This is a genomic window from Priestia sp. MDV22-iso46, assembly GCF_058629175.1.
On sequence record NZ_JBZVWT010000019.1, the window covers coordinates 1 to 20,927 of the forward strand.

Consider the following 20,927-nt stretch of genomic DNA (forward strand, 5'->3'; position numbering starts at 1 on the left):
AAAAATAAAAATTAACGTTGACGTTTGTCGCTTTGTTCAGTTTTCAAAGTTCAACCGCCGCTCTTAAGCGACTTTATTATTTTATCAAGTTATCAACGTAATGTCAACAACTTTTTAAAATTCTTTTTTCAGCTTCGTTGTTACGAGTATGTCTCAACGACGCTTTATAATAATATAACGCTTTGCATATAAAGTCAATATGTTTCAAGAAGAAAAATGATTTTTTTCTCTTATTTAACTTCTTCCCTTACTGAGAAGTAATTAAACGTAAATAAACTAAATTTTCTAATTTTTTATCTATACTCTATATTAAAAAAGAAGCCCTTCACAAAAAGAGCTTCTTGCTTATCTTACTGATTAAGGTAAATAACGACGTGCACCTGCATACTCTTCAATATATCCCTTCGTGTTTAAAGGAATAATCTCTACTGTCCGCTCGGAGTTCGGCGAATGAATCATCATGCCATCTCCCGCATACATTGCTACATGGTGGACGCTTCCTTTTCCTTGGTTATAGGCAAAGAACAATAAGTCTCCAGGTTGAAGGTTGTTCATATCTACTGGTTTCCCTGCTCGAGACTGTGGCCCTGAGTCACGTGGAATCGTAATACCATGGGATTGGTACATCGTAAACGTAAATCCAGAGCAGTCAAATCCAAAACCGCTCATGCCAGCCCATAAATATGGAAGATTTAAAAATGCCTTTCCACTTTCAACAAGCTCCGTGCCAGTTGGTACAGGAATATCTTTTTGAGACGCGTAGATTTTTCCTGCTTTTGTAGAAATCCATGCTGTCTTTCCATTTGGTTTTAATACTTTATATGCACTCTTTGATTTTGCCAAAAGAGGTAAGCGCGTATTATAGCTAACTTCAATACCTTTCTTTTTTAAAGAAGGCGAATGATATAAATAAGTAGTCGGAGCCGTCACCATTACAAAAGGCTTCTTTGCATACTGTTCGTACCTTTTGCTATAGGTTAATTGTTTGGTAGGCATCCATCCGGGATATCCTAATTCATTTCGAGAAGTAGGCTGTCCGTCTACAGCTACTTTGACCCAGTCTCCTTGTTCGTCTAAAACCGTTACTTTGTTTCCATATAACGCTTGTGTCTCAAGCATCCCATCGCTAGATAACTGCTGCTTCTGTTTCAAATTCATCGATGTGGTCCACTTTTTCATATCTACAGGATTAGTAGCTGACGGAGCGTCCACTTCACGCAAGATGTTTGGTGCTGTCCACAGAGTAGCTGCTGCGACATCTATATAAGCAGTTTCTTTTTCTTCAGAAGCATGAACAGCAGGAACTGCACTGACCCCAAATGTAGCTAAAATAACTGTTGTTGCCGTCAAAAGCCAACGTTTTATATTCATCGTCTCTCTCCTTCTACTATATTACTATCCTTTTATTTTGAGATAGGAACGGTGATTTCTCCTATTCCAGGAAGATCTGATAAGAAAACCTCTTGACCGCTGTACTTTAACACATCCAGTTCAGTTGAAAGCCAAAGAGGAGCATCTAAGTCAAAATACGTGATATTCGGATGAGCGGCTGCCAGATGAGCAGCTGCTCCCACGGAAAGTGAGGGTTCCATCATGCTTCCAATCATACATGCAACACCGTTCGCCTCAGCAATACTTGCGATTTTTCTTGCTTCATTAATTCCTCCGCACTTCATTAACTTAATATTCAAAAGATCCACGTACCGCCCGCTTACAAGCCTTAATGCATCTTTGGCAGAAAATAGACTCTCATCTGCCATAATGGGTACGTTTACTCGTTCAGTCACAAACTTTAACCCTTCCCAATCATGAGCAGGGACAGGTTGTTCTACCAATTCAATACCAAAGTTGAGAGTTTCCATTTCATTAATTAATTGCACTGCTTGTTTTGGAGTCCATCCTTGATTTGCATCCAAACGAAGTTTTACATGATCCGGAATGACAGATCGAATATGTTTAATACGTTCAAGGTCTAGCTCAGGAATTGAACCTACCTTTACTTTTAAAATGTCAAATCCGTCCGCTGCACTTTTTTGTGCATCTTCAGCCATTTTCTCAGGTGTATCAACACTTATCGTCATACACGTAGAGATAGGCTGCTTATCGCCCAAGAAAGCATATAAAGGAATGTTGAGAAACTTTGTATAAGCATCATGCAAAGCGATATCAGCAGCCGCTTTAGCACTTGAATTGTGAATACAGCAGCTTTGAATTTTTTTTAAGAGTTTTTGAAACTGACGTATATCCTCCCCTATTAGCGCTAGTTTAATAGGTCCTTGAAGTGCAGCTTGAATGCCTTCTAAAGAATCGCCTGTAATAACATATGTTGGCGAAGCCGCTCCTTTTCCTTTTATTCCGTTTTCTAACTGAATCTCTACACTTATACTGTCTATCTCTGTTGCTGTTCGAAGCGCTGTTTTAAACGGAACGAGCAGTGGAACGGTTTGATGCTTTACAGTTATGTCTTTAATTATCATTTCAATCGCTTCCTTTCGATTCAGCACAAATATTCTTTCATACGTATTTTTGGTTTATTCTTAAATCGCCCCTAAAATTTTGGCGATCATCATACCAAAATAAGTACCTAAGAAGGAACCCATCAGAGCCATAATGACTCCTACCGGAATCAGTGCACGGTTATAAGCAGCTGCAAGCATTGGAGCAGACGCCATTCCACCAATATTAGCTAAACTTGCTACTCCGAGCGTAAATAAATCATATTTAAATAGTTTAGCTAGCAACAGCATGATCACTAAGTGCACGAACATAATGAGAAAACCAGATACTAAGTAAATAGGAGCCTGAGCTAAATTTGAAAAATCTGATTGAGAAGCAATTAACGCTACAACGATGTATAACATAACGTTTGATACATCGAGCGTACCTGGAATTTTTGCCGCTGGGGTTACAGCAAGCACTAGACCAACGACAGAAGCAATCATAATCGTCCAGCTCGTTGCATTAATAACCGCTCCCACTTCAGGCAAACGCCCTCCGATAAATGTAGAAAATGCCGAAACGAACAAACCTAGACCAAGTAAATAAAGAAGATGCTGAAACTGAGGGCCTTCTTTTTCGCTTTCAGAAGTTGCTGCGACTTCATCTATACTATTCTCAATAAAGCTGACGTCTGCTTTTGTCCATTTATTAAATTTAGATGCAAATGGTACAAGCCAAAACATAAACATAACCCATACGGCATAGTTAATCGTATCCATCATAAGAGCGTAGCCAAATATATTTTCTGGAACATCCAAAATCCCTTGGAGAGCAACCATGTTAGCTGATCCTCCGGTCCAACTTCCTGATAAAGCACCAAAAGCTTTCCACGTATCCTCTACATAGAAATTCTTAAAGATGGCATAGACGAGGATAAAACCTACCATTATGCTAAAAACCGCGACGATGAATCCTCCCAGCATTCTTGGACCAAGTTTAATTACACTTCGAACATCACACTTTAACAGCATAAGCATCAGCATGGCCGGAAGCAGTGCATTTTTAACACCCGTATACATGGCGACATTTGATTCGCTATCCCCAAATAACCCTGCCGTTTGCATAAGAGCAGCTCCTATATAAATAAGTACAATACCCGGGATAAATTTGAAAAATCGATTGGCTTTAAATCTTTTTTCAATCCCTACCATGAGCGCAGCAAAGGCAGTTAACACACTCACATACATAAATCCATCTTGAATCATTTATTCTTCCCCCTTCATCTCCACGAAAATATTTTTATACAAAACAAAATCCAGCCCAACGTTTGAAAACGTCAGGCTGGATTTCGTCTAGGTCTATGTAGACAAAGCAGCTGTTATTTGCTGATATTTTTTCTGTGCATCATGAAACGCTACCACCAGCGCTTTTTGGGAAGACCCGAAGTAGCGGCTGTTAATTTCGTCTGTAAGGGTGGGATCACTTATGTGACGTCCAATAAAAATCGATTGAACAAATCGAACGGTCAACTCAATCGTCGCTGAGCATTCCACATCAACAATTTTCCCATTTGTTTTATCAACTACCAACCCTAAAAAATACTGATTGAACTTTTTAGTAATCGGATTGCTTTGAGGAGCTTTGGCATCTCCAATAATGTAGATAGTATCTTGATCATACATGAGTTTTTATTCCTCCTAAAAGAGATAACAGACGATGCTAGGGACCGGCAAATGAACGTTTGCGGAGCTACGCAACATGTATTCGCTTTCATAAGGAACATTATAATCTATTCTCAATATATCATCTATAAAACAATTTCACAATATAAATTTTATACTATTCAGAATAGAATAAAATTTTTTTCAAAAAAAGATTAAGACATAACGAACTTAATCCAACCTAAAGACGAACAAATGGGATACATGAGCTGAACCGCTTGTTACACCGCAGTTGATTTCCATGCAAGACCTCGCTTTCCGCGGGCGGCCGCTGAGCCTCCTCGTCGCTTCCGCTCCTGCGGAGTCTCACCTGTTCCGCTTTTTCCGCAGGAATTTTCGTCTTGCCCTCCAATCAACTGCTAGAAGGAACAAAACAGATGAAACTTACGTTCACCACAACAAAAAACGAACCACTAATCAAACATGTTGATCAAGGGTTCGTTTTTCACTGTGGGTCAAGTACTTTTGTCCCGGCTTCTTTCTACGTCATCCTTTGAACATTGTAGAGGAAAAACGGTTAGGGTAATCTGTCATCACTACTTTTACTGAAGCCTGCTGGAGCTTCAAAAAGTCATTCATTTCATTAATTGTATATACCCGTAAGTCTAATCCCTCTTGCTTTGCTTTTTTCCCGTATGAAGAAAGAGCAAACGACATATCACAGTGTAGGTGCGCTCTTATCGATTTTGCTTTTCCAATAGCATCTTCGCTCACCCCTTCAAATAAAAAACCTGTTGGTATATATGAATGGAGAGATCTCACTTTAGCCAAGCTATCATAGTTAAAAGATGACAAAATAACTTGATCTTCTAAATTAAACTCATCAATTAGACGAAGAACCTTTTCTTCAAGTTTTGGATAGTAAATTTGGTCATTTTTTAATTCAATATTCAGAGTCAATTTTGCCTTTTTGTCCATCATCCACTCAAACACTTCTATTAAAGCAGGAATTGATTGGTTAGAAAAACGAGAATCATACCAGCTTCCAGCATCGAATAAACGAAGCTGTTTATATGAAAACTCTTGAACATACCCCATTCCGTTCGTTGTTCTATCAATTCGCTCATCGTGAATAACTACTATTTCCCCGTCTTTTGTTAATTGTACATCCAATTCAATACCTGCAACCCGCATTTTTCTAGCTTCTTCAAATGCAATCATTGTATTTTCAGGATACCGTCCACTAAAGCCGCGATGCGCATAAAGATTAATTGAAGTGTTCATTGTCTTCCATCTCCCCTAACTAGTTATTCACTAAATAAAAAGCTCGTCCTCAAAATAACTTGAAAGACGAGCTTCGTAATCATAGGTTATTTTTGATTCCCTACTTCTAATGCTCTATTTGTTTCTTTTGCAGCTTGATCAAGTGCTTCTTTCGGCTTTACTCCCTGGTACAGGCTTTCCATTCCTGTTACTACCTTTTGACGTGATTCCGGAAATACCGAAATTAAAGCGCCTTGTGTTGCGGGAGTTGATTTAGTTTTATGCAGCTGATCAACCGTCACTTTTAGTTGAGGATATTTTCTCCATTCTTTCTTTACAATTTCTTGATCATATGCTTTAGGATTAACCGCAAAATAGCCACTTTCCACGTGCCATTTTGCCTGAACTTCTGGTGTTGCTAAATATTTCATGAAGTCCCACGCCGCTTTGGATGTTTCATCACTAATTCCTTTAGACATCCATAAAGATGCTCCCCCGATAGCTACTCCTTGGCGATCCTCTTCCTTTGGCACAGGAAGATCTGATACGCCTACTTCAAATGGAGCATTGTCTACTAATGTTTTAATACCTGCTGATGAGTCCAGGAACATTGCAATTTTTTTAGATTGAAATGCTGCGCGCATATCATCCCAGTTTTGTCCTACATTGTAGAATGTACCTTCTTTATACATATCATTGATTAAATTAAATGCGTTTTGTCCTTCTTTTCCATTAAATACTGCCTTCTCAGCATCACCTTTACGGCCGTTTTCGTGATCTACATACAAGCCGCCTTGAGAAGCAACTAGCTCTTCAAAAAACCATCCGTAATTTAGAATTGAAAAACCATATTGCGATGTTTTATTTCCTTGTTTTTCTGTTAACTTCTTTGCAGCTGCCTTTAATTCATCATACGTTTTTGGAGGATTTTCAGGATCTAACCCTGCTTTTTTAAAAGCATCTTTATTGTAAACAAGAACAGGTGTTGAAGAGTTAAATGGCATTGAATATTGCTTTCCATCTACTTGGTAATAGCTTGAAATGTTCTTCTCCCACTGTGAAGTATCATAGTGGTCTTGATCGATAAACTTTTGAACAGGCTGAATCTTACCGCTGTCTATCATGAATTTCGTTCCTACTTCGAACGTTTGCATAATAGCGGGTGCATCCTTTGTTCCTGCTACTGTATTAAATTTTGTTTGTGCTTCCTCATACGTTCCTTGGAAAACAGGTTTTACTTCGACTTTGTCCTGAGATTTATTGTACTCATCGACAATTTTATTGAGTGATTTTTCAAGGTCACCGCTCATAGCGTGCCAAAATACGACTTCTGTTTTACCTGATGCTGTTTTTTTTGTTTCTTGCGCTTCCGAAGAACCAGTTGAATTTGAGCAAGCACCTAGAATAACTAGCAAGCATGCCGTTACGATAGCCAATATCTTTTTCATCACATTCACTCTCCTATTTAATTGCACCTTGGGTTAATCCTTTTTGAAGACGTTTTTGACCTAGGAATAATAGTAATAATGTCGGTAAGATAACAACAACGACAGCGGCCATAACCACTCCCCAATCAGTTGAAATCTCTTGTGTTTGCATTTGTTTTAAACCAATCTGAACGGTACGAACATCCTCTGTATTTGTCACTAATAGTGGCCATAAATACATATTCCATGTTGTTAAAAAGCTATATACGCCAAGCGTAACTAAGCTTGTTTTAGACACAGGAAGCACCACGTTCCAAAAGAAACGGAAGCGACTGATCCCTGCGACTTGAGAAGCTTCATATAACTCATTCGGAATGGTTTTAAACTGTTGGCGCAATAAAAAGGTTCCAAATGCTAAGGCGAAAAAAGGAATTGTTAATCCTAAATAGTTATTAATCCACCCTAACTTTTGCGCTGTTAAAAAGTTAGGAACCATCGTTGCTTCCCATGGAATCATCATCGTAGAAATAAAGAGAAAGAAAATAGCATCTCTTCCTTTAAATTTAATAAATACAAATGCAAAAGCTGCCAAACTTGAAACTAACAGCTGCCCAGCCATGACGAAGATAGATACAGCAAAACTGTTAATTAAATAATGAAGCAGTGGAACTTTTTCAAAAGCATCCCGATAATTTTCAAGTGAAAAAGATGACGGCCAAATCTTTCCTTCCAACACTTCCGCTCCACTCATAAAACTAATGGAAAAAGCGTATAGGATAGGAAACATCAATACTAAAGTAGCTGCAATGAGCAGCAAGTAAGTTGTCCATTTTCTCGTGATGCTCATTGATAATGTACCTTCCTTTCTCCAAGCTTAAATTGAAGAGCCGTAACCAGTAGAATACAGAAAAACAAGATTGTAGCTTGAGCGCTTGCAGAACCAACATTATAGTTCACAAATGCATCTTTGTAGATTGAATAAACAATGACATTCGTAGAATCTGTAGGTCCGCCTTTTGTTAAAATGTCAATTTGTCCAAACGTTTGAAACGCGTTAATAAAAGAAACGGTAATGATAAAAAACAGCGTTGGCGAAAGCATAGGAAGCGTAATTTTACGGAGCTGATACCAATAGCTAACTCCAGCAATACGCGCGTTTTCATACAGCTTTTCATCAATATTTTGCAAACCGCCAAGTAAGATTAAAAAAGTAAATCCAATGTTCATCCAAATCGTAGAGATAGACACAGCAATCAGCGCATACTTAGGATCTAATAACCACTGCACATCATGAATGCCTACAAGATTTAATACTTTATTGATAACACCGATTGTTGAGTTATACATAAACATCCAAATTACAGAAGAAGCCGCTACGCTCATTCCCATCGTAGATGAAAACATTGTTCTGAAAAAACCAATTCCTTTTAGCTTTTCATTTGCGATTAGCGCTAGGAATAAGGCAATAATTAAACCTATAGGCACCGTGTAGAGTACAAATAAAAAAGTGGCTTTCATACTTTGTAAAAAGTTTGGATCTGTAAATAGATATGAGAAATTTTGTAATCCTACAAATTTCAAGGGAGTTCCCTGTGTGTCTGTAATAAAAAGACTTAAATATAAGGTCTTAATCATTGGGTAGAAAAGAAATACACCAAATAACAATAATGATGGCAGCAAGTAAGATAATCCTACCAATAGGTTAGGCATTGACTTCTTTTCTTTTGGATTTGATGAAACAGAAACAGGCGAGTTTGCTGTTTTGGTAACAGCACTCATACAAATGCCCCCTTTACAGTTAAATCTTCCGTTGATGGTTCATAGTGCAAGCATGAATCTGTATCGTTATCAAATAAAAACAGATGTTTTGGATCGATAAAAATAGGGACGCGCTCTCCCACTTTTATATTCCATTGACCGTTCCACTTAGCCATCCACTGCTTGTCTCCCATATGAAATGTAAGCAGTGTTTCCGTGCCTAGAATTTCTACATTATCTACTTCTACAATAAAACTCGTATTATCGTTTGTCGCAAGCTGTATATGCTCAGGTCTCACTCCAACCACAACTTCTTTTTTACCGTTAAGGTTACTGTGTGATGTACTCATAGAAATAGCTCTTCTATCTTCAAAAACTAGTAAGTTATTTTCTATAGAAACGTTTGATAAATTCATAGGGGGAGAACCTATAAAAGATGCTACAAACGTGTTCTTTGGTGCATTGTAAATATCAAGCGGACGTCCAATTTGTTGAATATTTCCTCCATTTAAAATCATCATTCGATCTGCCATCGTCATCGCCTCTGTTTGATCGTGCGTGACATAAATCATCGTAATACCTAACTTACGCTGAATCTGGCGAATTTCTGACCTCATCTTCGCGCGCAGCTTCGCATCTAAGTTTGATAACGGCTCATCCATCAAGCAAATAGGCGAATGAGTAACAATAGCACGCGCAAGCGCTACACGCTGACGCTGTCCTCCCGAAAGCTGTCTAGGCTTTCTCTTTAGATATTCACTTAAACCAAGCATCTCTGCTGCTTCCCTGCAGCGCTTTTGCTGTTCTTGCTTTGAAATCTTCTTTGTATGCAGGCCAAAAAGAATATTTTGTTCTACTGTCAAATGCGGATATAAAGCATAGTTTTGAAACACCATGGACAGATCGCGCTGACTTGGAAGCAGTTTATTTGCTTTTACATCTCCAATTAGCAGTTCTCCCTGCGTGACTTCTTCTAATCCCGCAATCATTCGCAGCATTGTACTTTTTCCACATCCTGAAGGACCTACTAATACGAAGAATTCTCCAGGTTCAATTGTGACGTTAATATCTTGAATGACATTTGTTTTTTGATCGTATGACTTTCCAATGTTAACTAGCTCTACTTTTTTCATTAAAAACGCTCCTTTCTCTCTCATTCTTATTTTTTCCACAGCCATGATTTCCCTGTAGAAACTGCCGTAGCCCCAGCTTTTAAAGCAGCTTGGATATGGCTTTCATTTTGAATGAGTCCACCTGTAATAATAGGGATACTTGTTTTTTTAACGATTTTCTCTATCATCTCCGGAATTAATCCTGGCATTAGTTCTAATGCATCCGGTTTAATATCTTGAACGGTTTTTAACCCTTGTGCTACTGCGTCTGTATCCACTAAAAACAGCCGCTGAATAGCAACCAGACCTTCCTGCTTTGCGTAATTAATGAGTGAACTTTTAGTGGTTACGATACCTGTAGGCTTTACAAACTTAGCAAGAAATTTAAGCCCTTCCCGGTCATAGCTAATTCCCGGAATTTTTTCAATGTGTAAGAAAACCATTCGATTATGCTGTTTGAGTAAATCTACGTAGCGTTTAATTACACTAATGTTGCCCGTTAATAAAAAAGCGGCCTGGATCTCTGTTTCTAAAAATTGCTCTAAATTTTTCGGACTTTTAATGGATGCAATTAAACGGTCTTGCCCAAGCTGTTGTAAGAAATCGGCTTCCTTATTCAAAACGATGCATTCCTTTCATTTATAAAAAAACCACAAAAAACGCATAGGATGTTGATATAGACCTATTGTTTTTTGTGGTTTCTCAATTTCATAACCTTAGTCACTATTCACTTATCGTTCACATGTTTTATAATAATGGTTATTTATGAAGGAAATATAAAGAAGCTGTTGAGTTTTGTAAAAAAACCGTTTAGTTCCTGTAAATTGCCTAAAAATCAAAAAACCGTTGATTTCTCAACGGCTTTACAGTGCACATTCTTCAATTTCAAATCCTAAATCTTCAATTAAACCCCAGTCAGCTGTAGGTTCTTGACCTTGAGTCGTTAAATAATCACCTACAAAAATTGAGTTTGCAGCAAACAAACCAAGCGGCTGAAGTGATCTGAGGTTGACTTCTCTGCCTCCTGAAATTCGAATTTCTTTGGTTGGATTTACAAAACGCATCATCGCTAACAGCTTTAAGCATTGCATTGGCTTTAACGCCTTTTTGTCTTCTAGAGGCGTTCCTGGAACGGCAACAAGAAAGTTGCATGGAATAGAATCTGCATCTAACTTTTTAATTTGAAAAGCTAATTCAACGGCTTGTTCATTTGTCTCGCCCATTCCAAAAATCGCACCGGAACAAGGTGACAAACCTGCTTTTTTAGATGTAGTAACCGTATCAACTCGATCTTCATAGCCATGCGTAGAACAAATATTGTCATAGTTATCAGCGTGAGTATTTAAATTATGATTATAGCGATGAACACCCGCCTCGACTAGTTCGTGTGCTTGATCATCTGTTAAAAACCCTAGACAGGCACAGATTTTCAAGTCTGTCTTTTGACGGATTTCTTTTACCGCTCCCACTACGTGCGCTACTTCTTTATCAGTAGGGCGGCGGCCTGACGCCACGATACAATATGTACCTGCTTTTCTTTTTTGAGCTTCAAAAGCACCTTCTACAATTTTCTCTTTTGTTAACCACGCATACTTATCAATCGGCGCTTCTGATACAATCGACTGCGAACAATATCCACAGTCTTCTGGACATAAACCTGATTTAGTATTAATAATCATATTAAGCTTTACTTTTTTTCCATAATGATGATGACGAATTAAGTACGCGGCATTCATGACCTCTAACACTTCTTCATCCGGTACATGAAGAAGTTGAAGCGCTTCGTTATATGTAATTTCTTTCCCTTTAATAATAGACTGAGCAAGTGCTTTCCAATCTCTTAAACTTGTGGTTTCCATCGATTCCCCTCCACTTTAGTAAACTAAAAAAATATAAAGTTAACAATTATAACTAAAAGTTACCATTACTTCTCCTTTTATGTCAACACTGTATAAATAATAGTTAACTCAAAAAGCCACTTCTATGATATAGAAGTGGCTTTTTGCTTATTGCGCTTGCAGTGTGTAAATAACCGATACAAAGTCTCCAGATTTTTCATCGTATGCTTCAACACCCGAATACTCATGAGTTAGAGCAATACCTGCGTACATGAGCTCATCTCCATAAGCTGTTTGATCTGTTTCCATCACTGTATATTCATAATCAGGTTGAAGCCCTTTTAGCTCAATGCGTTCGTAAGAAGGATTTGGTCTAGCTAATACTTGATAATAACCGATGATTGCCTGTTTTTGATCGGATGAAACAACCATCCAGCTCGTCACATTTCCATCTTGTTCAAACGGACTTTTTAAACGATAGAATATGCCATTTTGAATAAGAGATCGGTGTTTTTTATAATACTGAATTTGTTGTTTTACGGTTTCTTTTTCATCTTCTGTCATCAGCGTAACATCTAACTCATAACCAAATGCGCCAAAATACGCAACGTCTCCTCTTGTTTCTAGACTTGTTACTCTGCGTACTTGATGATTTGGTACGGCTGATACGTGTGCTCCCATTGAACTGATTGGATAGGCAAAAGACGTGCCGTACTGAATTTTTAGACGTTCAATCGCATCCGTGTTATCGCTCGTCCAAGCTTGAGGAGCATAATAAAGCATTCCCGGATCAAATCTAGCGCCCCCGCTTGCACATGATTCAAATAAAATATCCGGAAACTTCCTTGTTAGTCGCTCATACAAATCATACACACCTAAAATATAGCGATGTACTACTTCAAACTGACGGTTCGCGGGCAGCCCAACAGATCCAACCTCCGTTATATTTCGATTCATATCCCATTTTATATAAGAGATAGGCGCTTCACTTAAAATAGCTTCCATTCGTTCATAGATATAATTCACTACTTCTTCTCGTGAAAAATCAAGCACATATTGATTTCGTCCATGAGACTGATAACGATTTGGCACATGAATCAACCAATCTGGATGCTTTTCATACAAGTTGCTTTGCTTTGAAATCATTTCAGGTTCAAACCATAACCCAAAGTCCATACCTAAATCCGTTACTTTTTGAGCCAATGACTTCATACCGCCCGGAAGCTTATTTTCATCTACAAACCAATCTCCAAGAGAAGTTGTATCATCGTTACGTTTACCGAACCAGCCGTCATCCAATACAAAAAGTTCAACGCCTAGCTTTTGCGCTTCTTTGGCAATATGTACAATTTTCTCTTCGTTAAAATCAAAATACGTCGCTTCCCAGTTATTAATTAAAACTGGCCGCTCCAAATCCCGCCATTTTCCTCTAGCAAGACGCTTGCGATAAAGCTCGTGATACTCTTGGCTAAGGCCGTTTAGCCCGCTATTTGAATAAGCCAGTACTAGTTCTGGTGATTGAAAAGTTTGTCCACTTTCTAGTCGCCACTGAAAATCAAAAGGATGAATGCCCATCGTTATTCTTGATACATTGTAATGATCTACTTCCACTTGTCCAAGAAAGTTTCCGCTGTATACAAGACTAAAACCATACGCTTCTCCACTGTGTTCAGTTGCATCTGGGTTCTTTAAAATTAAAAATGGGTTTTGCTGACTGCTGCTTGTACCTCTCGCACTAGAAATACTTTGAATACCAGGCTGAAGCATTCGTGTTTTCACGTGTCTTTCTCGAATCCACGCACCGGAAAGCTGAACCATCTCATAATTTGATGTAGGCAAATCAATGCTGCCGCTCATGATGCGCAAAATATCGACTGCTTCTTCCCCTCTATGCTCAAATCGTGCGTGACGCGTAATAATATTTCGGTCTTCGTAAACGGTATACGTTAAAATAAGTGATGCATTGAGCAATTTATCAATCAGTTCAACTTCTACACTTGTGGCTTCACTCTCTTCTTCTACATATGTAGCAGGTAAGCCGTTTAATGGCTTCTTGCCTTTGTAAATTTTATGGTTATCGTATTCAAAATTTGTGATTCGGCTTCCGTTTTGCTGAAGAAGTTGATAGGCTGGCTCTCTGAAGTCTGTTGTTCCATAAGAAGGATACTCTTGTTTGATTGTTTCAAGAGAAAATGCTAGTTCTCCTTCATATACCGAAGCGCTAGCTCCTCTTGTTTCTACACGTAAAAAATGCTGAAAAGATGAACGGTGCTTAAGCTTTTTTCCATAGTACAAGTGACCGAGCTGCCCGTTTCTCAACACTGAAAAGATATAACTTACATCGCGTCCCTGCAGGTGAAATTCCTTTGTACGTTCATTAAATAAGACTCCCACTTTATCCCTCTCCTTACCATCAAATATCTAACGAGACATTTCCTTTTTCATCTATTGCCGTTGCATGCTCAAAAGCAGATGCTAGATTAATCTCTTTTCTCTCATACCATTTCGCTAAATCTTTGAATAACTCTTCTGTTTCAACCATTCTTGTGTCTACTCGCAGTTCAGTTTCATAGCTATGAAGAGACCAAGTGCTTTCACTAAATAAAGTCATTTCTACATCTAGACACATTTCTTTCCAATTGGGGGCACACAGAATAGGATGACGTATGTCTGAACATGCAATGGTGTAGCGGTTAGAACCATTCTTATTCATAAAACAATGAACAAAAGAGGCACTCACATCGACCTTACTAGTTTGTAAAGATTTATATAGTTGGATATCTAACAACGGAACGCTCCATTTTAATTTCATTTTTGGAAGAATTCTTTTTTTAACCGACTTGACCGTTAATTTAATAAAATAAACACCATCTTTTTTTGTTTCATCCAATACGACATGCACACCTGGTTCCTTGTTTATCTCCAAGTTTATATAGGGTGTAGCAATCACTTCCTTCATCTCCTTTACCATCATTCTTAACTTTGTATACCGACAAAAAATGTAACCGCATTCAAAAATTTGTTTTCGTATTTATTACAAGTAGATCACCCTAAACGAAGCTTTTTTTACTTTCTTTCATTTTATGTAAAATACTTTCTAGACTCAATGGTAAAAATCAAAGTGAAAAAAAGCATTTTTTTGCTTTATCTAGTAATCAATTAAACGATCTTTATCTCTTAGCGCGCAATTTTCTCTTCTTTTTTAAAAAAAGATGACAAACCTAATAATATAGTATAATAATAAATAATGAAGAATGATTATACATAGAAAGGATGACAAATATGAATCATGAACCTTCTCTTCTTAAACAACTAAAATTATGGCATATCGTCGTGATAGGCTTAGGCTACATGGCACCTATGGCCGTTTTTGATACATTTGGCATTGTAACTGAATCAACAGATGGACATGTTTCAGGCGCTTATGCATTCACGTTGATTGCTATTTTATTTACAGCCATTAGTTACGGAAAAATGGTAAAAGCTTTTCCCGGAGCTGGTTCCTCTTATACATATGCACAGCAAGTACTGAATCCAAGCATTGGTTTTTTGGTAGGATGGACGGCTCTTCTTGATTATCTATTTCTGCCAATGATCAATGCACTTTTGACAAATATTTACCTAAGCTCTCTGTTTCCAGGTGTTCCAAAGGCCGTATGGATTATCAGCTTTGTTGTCATCATGACCATAATGAATATTTTTAGCGTTCATTTAACCGTTTCTTTTGGTACGCTATTAGTTGCTTTTCAAATTTTAGTCGCTATTATCTTTATTATTTTAAGTGCTACAACTCAAGGCCAAGAGCTATCATTTAAACCGTTTATAAGTGAATCGGCCTCTATATCTCTGTTATTAAACGGAGCAGCTATTTTATGCTTTTCTTTTTTAGGATTTGATGCTGTAACTACCATGGCCGAAGAAACACTTAAGCCTGAGAAAACCATTCCTAAAGGTATTCTCATTATTGCATGTACGGGAGGCGCCTTATTTATCACAGTTTCTTACTTTGCTCAGCTTCTTTTCCCTTCAGCCTCTTTGTTTCATGATTTAGAAGGTGCATCAGCGGAAATTGCTTATAAAATTGGCGGCCAGCTTTTTCAATCTATTTTTGTAGCAGCGGCCTTGACTTCAACTATTGCTTCTGGACTTGTCTCGCATATGAGTGCATCAAGACTTCTCTATGCAATTGGGAAAGATGGTTATCTGCCTCGGAGAATTTTTGGCTATATTCACCCTAAAACAAAGACACCTGTTTGGAACGTGGTGATTATTGGTGGCCTCTCCTTAATTTCACTAGGTCTGTCTCTTGAAAAAGCTACCTCTTTAATTAATTTTGGTGCTTTAATTGCGTTCAGTTCAGTGAACATAGCGGTTTTTATCCATTATTTTATTCATCAAAACAAACGATCTCTCAGTGGATATATTTCATATGTACTTATGCCTTTACTCGGCAGTTTATTTTTATTTTTTATGTGGCTTAACTTAGAAAAAACATCCTTATTTATCGGTATTGTATGGAGTGTAATCGGAATTATTTATTTACTGATTGCCAGACGAAAAAATACTATTACCATTCCTACTTTTCATTTTGATTAAGGAACTAGACTTAACACACCTCGACATATTTCCCCAGAAATAATGTCGAAAAAAAGTAATTCAGATATAAGCAAATCAATCCCATCTAAACACGAACAAAAAGGTAAACGATCTAGTATGAATCACTCGTTACACCGCTGTTGATTTCCGTGCAAGGCTTCGCTTTCCGCGGGCGGCCGTTGAGCCTCCTCGTCGCTTGCGCTCCTGCGGGGTCTCATCTGTTCCGCTTTTTCCGCAGGAGCCTTCGCCTTGCCCTCCAATCAACAGCTAGAAGCAACTAAACATATGAAAGCTACATTTACTATACCAATGAAAAAATCCGAACGTATTTGATTCTCAACCAAGAATCAAACTCGTTCGGATCTTTCTTCAACTAAAATACTTTTGTACCAGTCTCTTTTTATTTTTAAGATTGTGAGACCTTTTCCAAAATGCGTCTTTTACGGTAAAGCATCATTCCAACTTCCCCTATATCATTAATCGCTTGTTTGTTAATATACGCTCCAAATACCATTCCTGCTATAGGAATCATTTGAAACAGCTTTTTCCATCCCAAGTTGTCCCTGTAGGTTAGAAACACTTCTCTCCACCCTTGCAGCTGCTGCAAGCTCTGCGTTCGATTGCCGCTTGCTAATTCTTCTAAAATCGCACGCTTTCCTACAATATCAGAGGATGAAAACTGCATGCATTTGACCATGAAAATGCGTTCCTCTTGCTCAGTGGGATCGTAACCATAAGAAACAGCCACTTCTTGCAGTGTCTTAAGTGTAAGTCCCAATACAAAAGGAATATCAATCGCCAGTGTAAAAATCCCGCCTACCCCGGTTGTAGCTCCTTGCAGCTGTGCATTCTTTTTTCGGACTTCAATAAAATACTCCGCCAATCCATCCATTTCTTGCAGAGATAAATGCTGAATATCCTCTATTGAAAGCTGCTTCTTTTCTTGTAATTGAGCTGATGCTTTTTCTAGCGTGGCAGACGTATTAGCTAAATACTGGCCTCCATTATCAACATACTTAGCGATTTCATCTAATAATTTTTCTATTTTTTGATGAATGAACTTTGGCGTTACTTTATCTAAAGCTGAAAAAGGCAAGCGAGCCAGCCGCTCCCAGAAAAAAAGTCCTTTTTGGTCTTTCTCCCACTTTTCAATTTTTCGTAACTCTACTCTTAACTGCTCATGCTCTGACATATCCTCACTCTTTTCCTCGATTTATCAGCTCTGCCCTACTTGTTTATTCCGCACATATTTAATGATAAAAAACAATGCAATTAAAACAACAATTCCGATTCCAATAGGCTGCATATATTGAGACACAATCGGCCCCACCTCTTTCCACTTAGGTCCTAACTTATATCCTAAATATACGTAAATAGCCGTTACTGGAAGCATCGCAACAAATGTGTAAATAGAAAACAGCCATACATTCATTTTTGCCATCCCGCACGGAAAAGAGATAGCCGTGCGCACTCCTGGAATAAAGCGTCCAAAAAAAGCAACCCCGCTGCCGTACTTATTAAAAAAGCGATCAGCGGCGTCAATTTCTTTTTCTTTCACCAAAAAGTATTTTCCATATTTTAAAACCAGCGGTCGTCCACCGTAACGTCCCAGTGCATAAAGAGTCAACGGTCCACAAACACCGCCTACTGTACCTGCAAGGATAGCCAGATACAAGTTCATATCACCTTGATACACCCAATACCCTACTAAAGGTAAAACAAGCTCTGCCGGGACAAATTCAAACGTTAATGCTAAAATTACGCCAAAATAAGAGAGCTGTTTTAGCGCTTCAATTAAAGAAAGTAAAACCGACTCTAACAAAAATTCTCCTCCTCATGTCATTAAATCTAAGACTGCAAAACTATAATTTAGCCGATTGATAGATAAAAACCAACGCGGCATAGTTTTTTCCTTTCCCTCTTTACGTATTACGTACTACAAAAGTTTCAATAAAAAAAAGCGCTAGTTTTATCCAGCGCTTTTATAGTTTAAAGTTAATTTGAATAATACCTACTTTACGAAGAGCATCGTATAAAATAACTAAAGCCGGTCCTAAAAATAATCCGACAAAGCCTAAAAGTTTAAATCCAATGTACAAACTAACTAGTGCAGCCAAAGGCGAAATACCCATATTTGTAGAAAATACTTTCGGTTCTACTACACGTCTTACTACCGTAATGACTCCAAATAGAATAAATAAGCCGATTGCTAATGAGTCATGCCCTTGCGTAAGAGCAAAAATTCCCCATGGAACGAGCACCGATCCTGTCCCAAGGATTGGTAAGATATCGACAATTACAATTAATAAACTAAGCAGCGCGGTATACGGAACATCTAATAGCCAAAGCCCTACATAAGCCATTACAAACGTCATGACACTTAAGATAATTTGTGCCTTAATAAAACCAACCCCCGCTTGGATAAGCTGAGTGATGACAACTTGTAGCTTATATTTCGTTTCTTCTGTTAAAAATGACTTAATTTTATTTTTAATAGCAGGCAGCTCAAGGCTGATAAATACAAGCGCTACTAAATAAATAAGAAACTCTAATAGAAACCCAGGAACAGTAGCGGCAAAGCTAATGATGATTTCTACGGTACTTTTTAATAGAGAATCTAATGAATTTACGGTCTTTTCAAGCGTGCGCTCGATAGAAGAAATCACTTCTGTAGGAAGAGCGTTTGAATAGTATTTCCACTTAATAATAGTTGGATAAATCGCGGTTTCATAGATTTCTTTTACAAAGGAAGGCGCTATTTTTGAAAGAGCAACCACTTGCGTAACGATTGTCCGAACAATAAAAAATCCAATAAGTATGAGCGAAACAACATATAAAATGAAGGTCATAAGCACTGCATAGACTCTCTTCATTTTAAAAGATTGATGCAATTTCTGAACAATACCCTCAAGTGCTAATGCTGTTAATAAAGCAAACACAATCGGTAAACTGTAAGGGATTAACAAACATACGATTACTATCGAGGCGATGACCCATATTCGCTTTTTCCACATACTCTACTATCCCCCTACTAGCTAAGCTATCTCTATATTTACTGATAAAGAAAGGAACCAGTGACTGCTTTATATAAGAATAAAATTTGGATATTTTTATACCTGATGTTACATATTATAGGGTCAATTCCCATAATAATAAAGGAATTATTATGAAAAAAGCTACTTATTCTAATTTTTTGAATAGAATAAGTAGCTTTTTAATTTATAAATTAGCCGGCCCTCATGACCTCTGTACCTTTTTTAGGGTCAAATTTGCCTTCTGATTTAGACATTACAATTGCGGCTAGTGTGTTTCCTACTAAGTTAACAACCGTACGTGCCATATCCATGATTCTGTCCACTCCAGCAATGAAGGCTAATCCTTCTGCGGGAACACCGATTGTTCCAAGAGTAGCCAGTAATACAACAAATGATGTTCCTGGCACTGCAGCCATTCCTTTAGATGTAACCATCAATACAAGAATGAGCGTCAGCTGTTGAACGATCGTTAAATCAATACCATACACCTGCGCTAAGAATAACGCTGCAATCGCTTGATAAAGAACGGAACCATCTAGGTTAAATGTATAACCAATTGGTACAACGAACGATACGATAGCTTTTGGACAGCCCATCTTTTCAAGTTTTTCCATGATACGTGGAAGAACTGTCTCAGAACTAGATGTACTGTATGCTAACAACAGTTCATCTTTCATATAGCGGAATAAGTGGAAAATGTTAATTCCTGCCCATTTCGCAATTCCTCCCAATACAACAAGTAGGAAGAAAATTAACGCTAAGTAAACTAAGATAACAAGCTTTCCTAATGAAAGGAGTGAATCTAAACCGAATTTTGAAACTGTTACACCAATTAAAGCAAATACACCAATTGGAGCCACTTTCATTACAAGGTTTACCACGTGAAACATTGCGTGAGAAACGCCGTCGAAGAATTGTACAACTGGCTTCCCTCTTTCCCCAATTGCCGCTACTCCAAGTGCAAATAACACTGTAAAGAAGATAATTGCTAGCATGTCTCCTTCAACAATTGACTGGAAAAAGTTTGTCGGAACAATGTGTAAGAAAGTTTCAGCCACTGACTTTCCTTCTTGCTGTTCGGATGTTTCAACGTATTGTGAAATATCACTCTTCTGTGCTGAATGAATGTCTACACCTTGCCCAGGATGAAAAATATTAGCAATCAATACACCGATTACAATTGCAAAAGTCGTAATAATTTCAAAATAGAGAATTGTTTTAACGCCGAGCTTTCCGACCTGTTTACCGCTCCCTGCTCCTGCAACTCCAACGACTAAGCTTGAGATAACAATTGGAATAACAATCATCTTAATTAATCTTAAAAATAGGTCTCCTAGCGGCTGTAGGTATGTTACTACACGCGGATCGTTAAACCAAATTACCCCTACAAGAACACCAAGGATTAAACCGGTAAAAATCTGCGTAGCCAAACCAAAACGAATTTTTTTCATAGATGTACCTCCCCAAAGATGTATGACATTTGTATATACTTTTCTGAAAAAACAAAAAAAGACTATTCTTAAGAAAGAACAGCCTTTTACTTACGCTATTTTGGGCTCTTTCTCTCAATAAAGCAAACGGGGTTAACTGTCGGATTCGGAATTGAGAGTTTCCTACCTTTTGTAAGGATTCACCCCAAGGCAGCTTTACTGCCGATAATGATTCCCCCGCTCTATACGATTAAGCTTATTATTCAGTTTTTATAAAATTAAAACGATCTATACGTTGTCATACGTTTTTTACAGTCAATAAAACTAAACAGAAGTCTTACTTTTACTTAACTTTATACTGCACAAAT

The 20,927-nt window shown here is 37.9% G+C and carries 20 protein-coding genes and 1 riboswitch; of the genes, 1 reads left to right on the forward strand and 19 read right to left on the reverse strand.

All coding sequences use genetic code 11. From position 1 onward, the window contains the following. Nucleotides 1–357: 357 nt before the first annotated feature. The 14 genes from AC4NPH_RS29975 to AC4NPH_RS30040 form a co-directional block, all read right to left on the reverse strand. Nucleotides 358–1,371, reverse strand: a complete 1,014-nt coding sequence (locus AC4NPH_RS29975) for a C40 family peptidase (protein ID WP_013055204.1) — start codon at nucleotides 1,369–1,371, stop codon at nucleotides 358–360. Nucleotides 1,372–1,403: 32 nt separating this feature from the next. Further along, the gene (locus AC4NPH_RS29980; RefSeq protein ID WP_013055203.1) at nucleotides 1,404–2,477 is read right to left on the reverse strand and encodes a dipeptide epimerase; all 1,074 of its coding nucleotides are present in this window, start codon (nucleotides 2,475–2,477) and stop codon (nucleotides 1,404–1,406) included. A gap of 60 nt (nucleotides 2,478–2,537) precedes the next feature. Then, on the reverse strand, nucleotides 2,538–3,704 hold the full coding sequence (locus AC4NPH_RS29985; protein ID WP_013055202.1) for a DUF819 family protein: 1,167 nt from the start codon (nucleotides 3,702–3,704) through the stop codon (nucleotides 2,538–2,540). A 93-nt stretch (nucleotides 3,705–3,797) separates the two neighbouring features. Then, the gene (locus AC4NPH_RS29990) at nucleotides 3,798–4,121 is read right to left on the reverse strand and encodes a DUF3870 domain-containing protein (RefSeq protein ID WP_013055201.1); all 324 of its coding nucleotides are present in this window, start codon (nucleotides 4,119–4,121) and stop codon (nucleotides 3,798–3,800) included. Nucleotides 4,122–4,381: 260 nt separating this feature from the next. Next, nucleotides 4,382–4,516, reverse strand: coding sequence for a hypothetical protein (locus AC4NPH_RS29995; RefSeq protein ID WP_255255964.1), 135 nt, complete (start codon nucleotides 4,514–4,516; stop codon nucleotides 4,382–4,384). A 130-nt stretch (nucleotides 4,517–4,646) separates the two neighbouring features. Further along, on the reverse strand, nucleotides 4,647–5,384 hold the full coding sequence (locus AC4NPH_RS30000; protein WP_013055200.1) for a glycerophosphodiester phosphodiesterase: 738 nt from the start codon (nucleotides 5,382–5,384) through the stop codon (nucleotides 4,647–4,649). Between the two features lie 86 nt (nucleotides 5,385–5,470). Next, on the reverse strand, nucleotides 5,471–6,811 hold the full coding sequence (locus tag AC4NPH_RS30005) for an ABC transporter substrate-binding protein (protein ID WP_013055199.1): 1,341 nt from the start codon (nucleotides 6,809–6,811) through the stop codon (nucleotides 5,471–5,473). 13 nt (nucleotides 6,812–6,824) lie between these two features. Then, entirely contained in the window at nucleotides 6,825–7,637 is an 813-nt protein-coding gene (locus AC4NPH_RS30010; protein ID WP_013055198.1) for a carbohydrate ABC transporter permease, read from the reverse strand. Beyond that, on the reverse strand, nucleotides 7,634–8,569 hold the full coding sequence (locus AC4NPH_RS30015; protein WP_491939341.1) for a carbohydrate ABC transporter permease: 936 nt from the start codon (nucleotides 8,567–8,569) through the stop codon (nucleotides 7,634–7,636). Before AC4NPH_RS30015 ends, AC4NPH_RS30010 begins: the two co-directional genes overlap by 4 nt. Further along, entirely contained in the window at nucleotides 8,566–9,681 is a 1,116-nt protein-coding gene (locus AC4NPH_RS30020; RefSeq protein ID WP_098793752.1) for an ABC transporter ATP-binding protein, read from the reverse strand. The genes AC4NPH_RS30015 and AC4NPH_RS30020 overlap by 4 nt, the downstream gene beginning before the upstream one ends. Before the next feature lie 26 nt (nucleotides 9,682–9,707). Further along, a complete protein-coding gene (locus AC4NPH_RS30025; RefSeq protein ID WP_013055195.1) occupies nucleotides 9,708–10,280 on the reverse strand; it encodes a glycerol-3-phosphate responsive antiterminator in 573 nt (190 codons plus the stop codon). 243 nt (nucleotides 10,281–10,523) lie between these two features. Further along, nucleotides 10,524–11,519 carry a biotin synthase BioB gene (gene bioB, locus AC4NPH_RS30030; protein WP_013055194.1) on the reverse strand — a complete coding sequence of 332 codons (996 nt, stop codon included), beginning with the start codon at nucleotides 11,517–11,519 and terminating at the stop codon, nucleotides 10,524–10,526. A gap of 147 nt (nucleotides 11,520–11,666) precedes the next feature. Continuing rightward, the gene (locus AC4NPH_RS30035) at nucleotides 11,667–13,892 is read right to left on the reverse strand and encodes an alpha-galactosidase (RefSeq protein ID WP_013055193.1); all 2,226 of its coding nucleotides are present in this window, start codon (nucleotides 13,890–13,892) and stop codon (nucleotides 11,667–11,669) included. Nucleotides 13,893–13,911: 19 nt separating this feature from the next. Then, nucleotides 13,912–14,457 carry a hypothetical protein gene (locus AC4NPH_RS30040; protein WP_231101662.1) on the reverse strand — a complete coding sequence of 182 codons (546 nt, stop codon included), beginning with the start codon at nucleotides 14,455–14,457 and terminating at the stop codon, nucleotides 13,912–13,914. Between the two features lie 323 nt (nucleotides 14,458–14,780). On the opposite strand from AC4NPH_RS30040, the gene AC4NPH_RS30045 reads away from it, so the two are divergent. After that, nucleotides 14,781–16,094 (forward strand): APC family permease, encoded by a 1,314-nt coding sequence (locus tag AC4NPH_RS30045; protein ID WP_098278736.1) that lies wholly within the window; start codon nucleotides 14,781–14,783, stop codon nucleotides 16,092–16,094. 129 nt (nucleotides 16,095–16,223) lie between these two features. Here AC4NPH_RS30045 and AC4NPH_RS30050 read toward each other — a convergent pair whose 3' ends face one another. From AC4NPH_RS30050 to gltT, 5 genes are all read right to left on the reverse strand, one after another. Continuing rightward, nucleotides 16,224–16,358 (reverse strand): hypothetical protein, encoded by a 135-nt coding sequence (locus AC4NPH_RS30050; RefSeq protein WP_255255963.1) that lies wholly within the window; start codon nucleotides 16,356–16,358, stop codon nucleotides 16,224–16,226. A gap of 142 nt (nucleotides 16,359–16,500) precedes the next feature. After that, nucleotides 16,501–17,286: an EcsC family protein gene (locus AC4NPH_RS30055; protein ID WP_098239942.1), complete on the reverse strand. Its 786-nt coding sequence runs from the start codon at nucleotides 17,284–17,286 to the stop codon at nucleotides 16,501–16,503. Between the two features lie 24 nt (nucleotides 17,287–17,310). Then, complete coding sequence (locus tag AC4NPH_RS30060; protein WP_013055189.1) at nucleotides 17,311–17,916, reverse strand: DedA family protein; 606 nt, start codon at nucleotides 17,914–17,916, stop codon at nucleotides 17,311–17,313. 160 nt (nucleotides 17,917–18,076) lie between these two features. After that, nucleotides 18,077–19,108: a sporulation integral membrane protein YtvI gene (gene ytvI, locus AC4NPH_RS30065; protein ID WP_013055188.1), complete on the reverse strand. Its 1,032-nt coding sequence runs from the start codon at nucleotides 19,106–19,108 to the stop codon at nucleotides 18,077–18,079. Nucleotides 19,109–19,320: 212 nt separating this feature from the next. Further along, nucleotides 19,321–20,580, reverse strand: coding sequence for a glutamate/proton symporter GltT (gene gltT / locus AC4NPH_RS30070; protein WP_098239943.1), 1,260 nt, complete (start codon nucleotides 20,578–20,580; stop codon nucleotides 19,321–19,323). Nucleotides 20,581–20,686: 106 nt separating this feature from the next. Next, nucleotides 20,687–20,826: riboswitch (cyclic di-AMP (ydaO/yuaA leader) on the reverse strand. Nucleotides 20,827–20,927 lie beyond the last annotated feature (101 nt).

Bases quoted from the DNA above. Each gene is read 5' to 3' on its own strand.
- AC4NPH_RS29985 (WP_013055202.1), bottom strand. From the start codon at position 3,704: ATGATTCAAGATGGATTTATGTATGTGAGTGTGTTAACTGCCTTTGCT.
- AC4NPH_RS30055 (WP_098239942.1), bottom strand. From the start codon at position 17,286: ATGTCAGAGCATGAGCAGTTAAGAGTAGAGTTACGAAAAATTGAAAAG.
- AC4NPH_RS30040 (WP_231101662.1), bottom strand. From the start codon at position 14,457: ATGAAGGAAGTGATTGCTACACCCTATATAAACTTGGAGATAAACAAG.
- AC4NPH_RS30010 (WP_013055198.1), bottom strand. From the start codon at position 7,637: ATGAGCATCACGAGAAAATGGACAACTTACTTGCTGCTCATTGCAGCT.
- AC4NPH_RS30015 (WP_491939341.1), bottom strand. From the start codon at position 8,569: ATGAGTGCTGTTACCAAAACAGCAAACTCGCCTGTTTCTGTTTCATCA.
- ytvI (WP_013055188.1), bottom strand. From the start codon at position 19,108: ATGTGGAAAAAGCGAATATGGGTCATCGCCTCGATAGTAATCGTATGT.
- AC4NPH_RS29990 (WP_013055201.1), bottom strand. From the start codon at position 4,121: ATGTATGATCAAGATACTATCTACATTATTGGAGATGCCAAAGCTCCT.
- AC4NPH_RS30045 (WP_098278736.1), top strand. From the start codon at position 14,781: ATGAATCATGAACCTTCTCTTCTTAAACAACTAAAATTATGGCATATC.
- AC4NPH_RS29975 (WP_013055204.1), bottom strand. From the start codon at position 1,371: ATGAATATAAAACGTTGGCTTTTGACGGCAACAACAGTTATTTTAGCT.
- bioB (WP_013055194.1), bottom strand. From the start codon at position 11,519: ATGGAAACCACAAGTTTAAGAGATTGGAAAGCACTTGCTCAGTCTATT.
- gltT (WP_098239943.1), bottom strand. From the start codon at position 20,580: ATGAAAAAAATTCGTTTTGGTTTGGCTACGCAGATTTTTACCGGTTTA.
- AC4NPH_RS30020 (WP_098793752.1), bottom strand. From the start codon at position 9,681: ATGAAAAAAGTAGAGCTAGTTAACATTGGAAAGTCATACGATCAAAAA.
- AC4NPH_RS29980 (WP_013055203.1), bottom strand. From the start codon at position 2,477: ATGATAATTAAAGACATAACTGTAAAGCATCAAACCGTTCCACTGCTC.
- AC4NPH_RS30005 (WP_013055199.1), bottom strand. From the start codon at position 6,811: ATGAAAAAGATATTGGCTATCGTAACGGCATGCTTGCTAGTTATTCTA.
- AC4NPH_RS30000 (WP_013055200.1), bottom strand. From the start codon at position 5,384: ATGAACACTTCAATTAATCTTTATGCGCATCGCGGCTTTAGTGGACGG.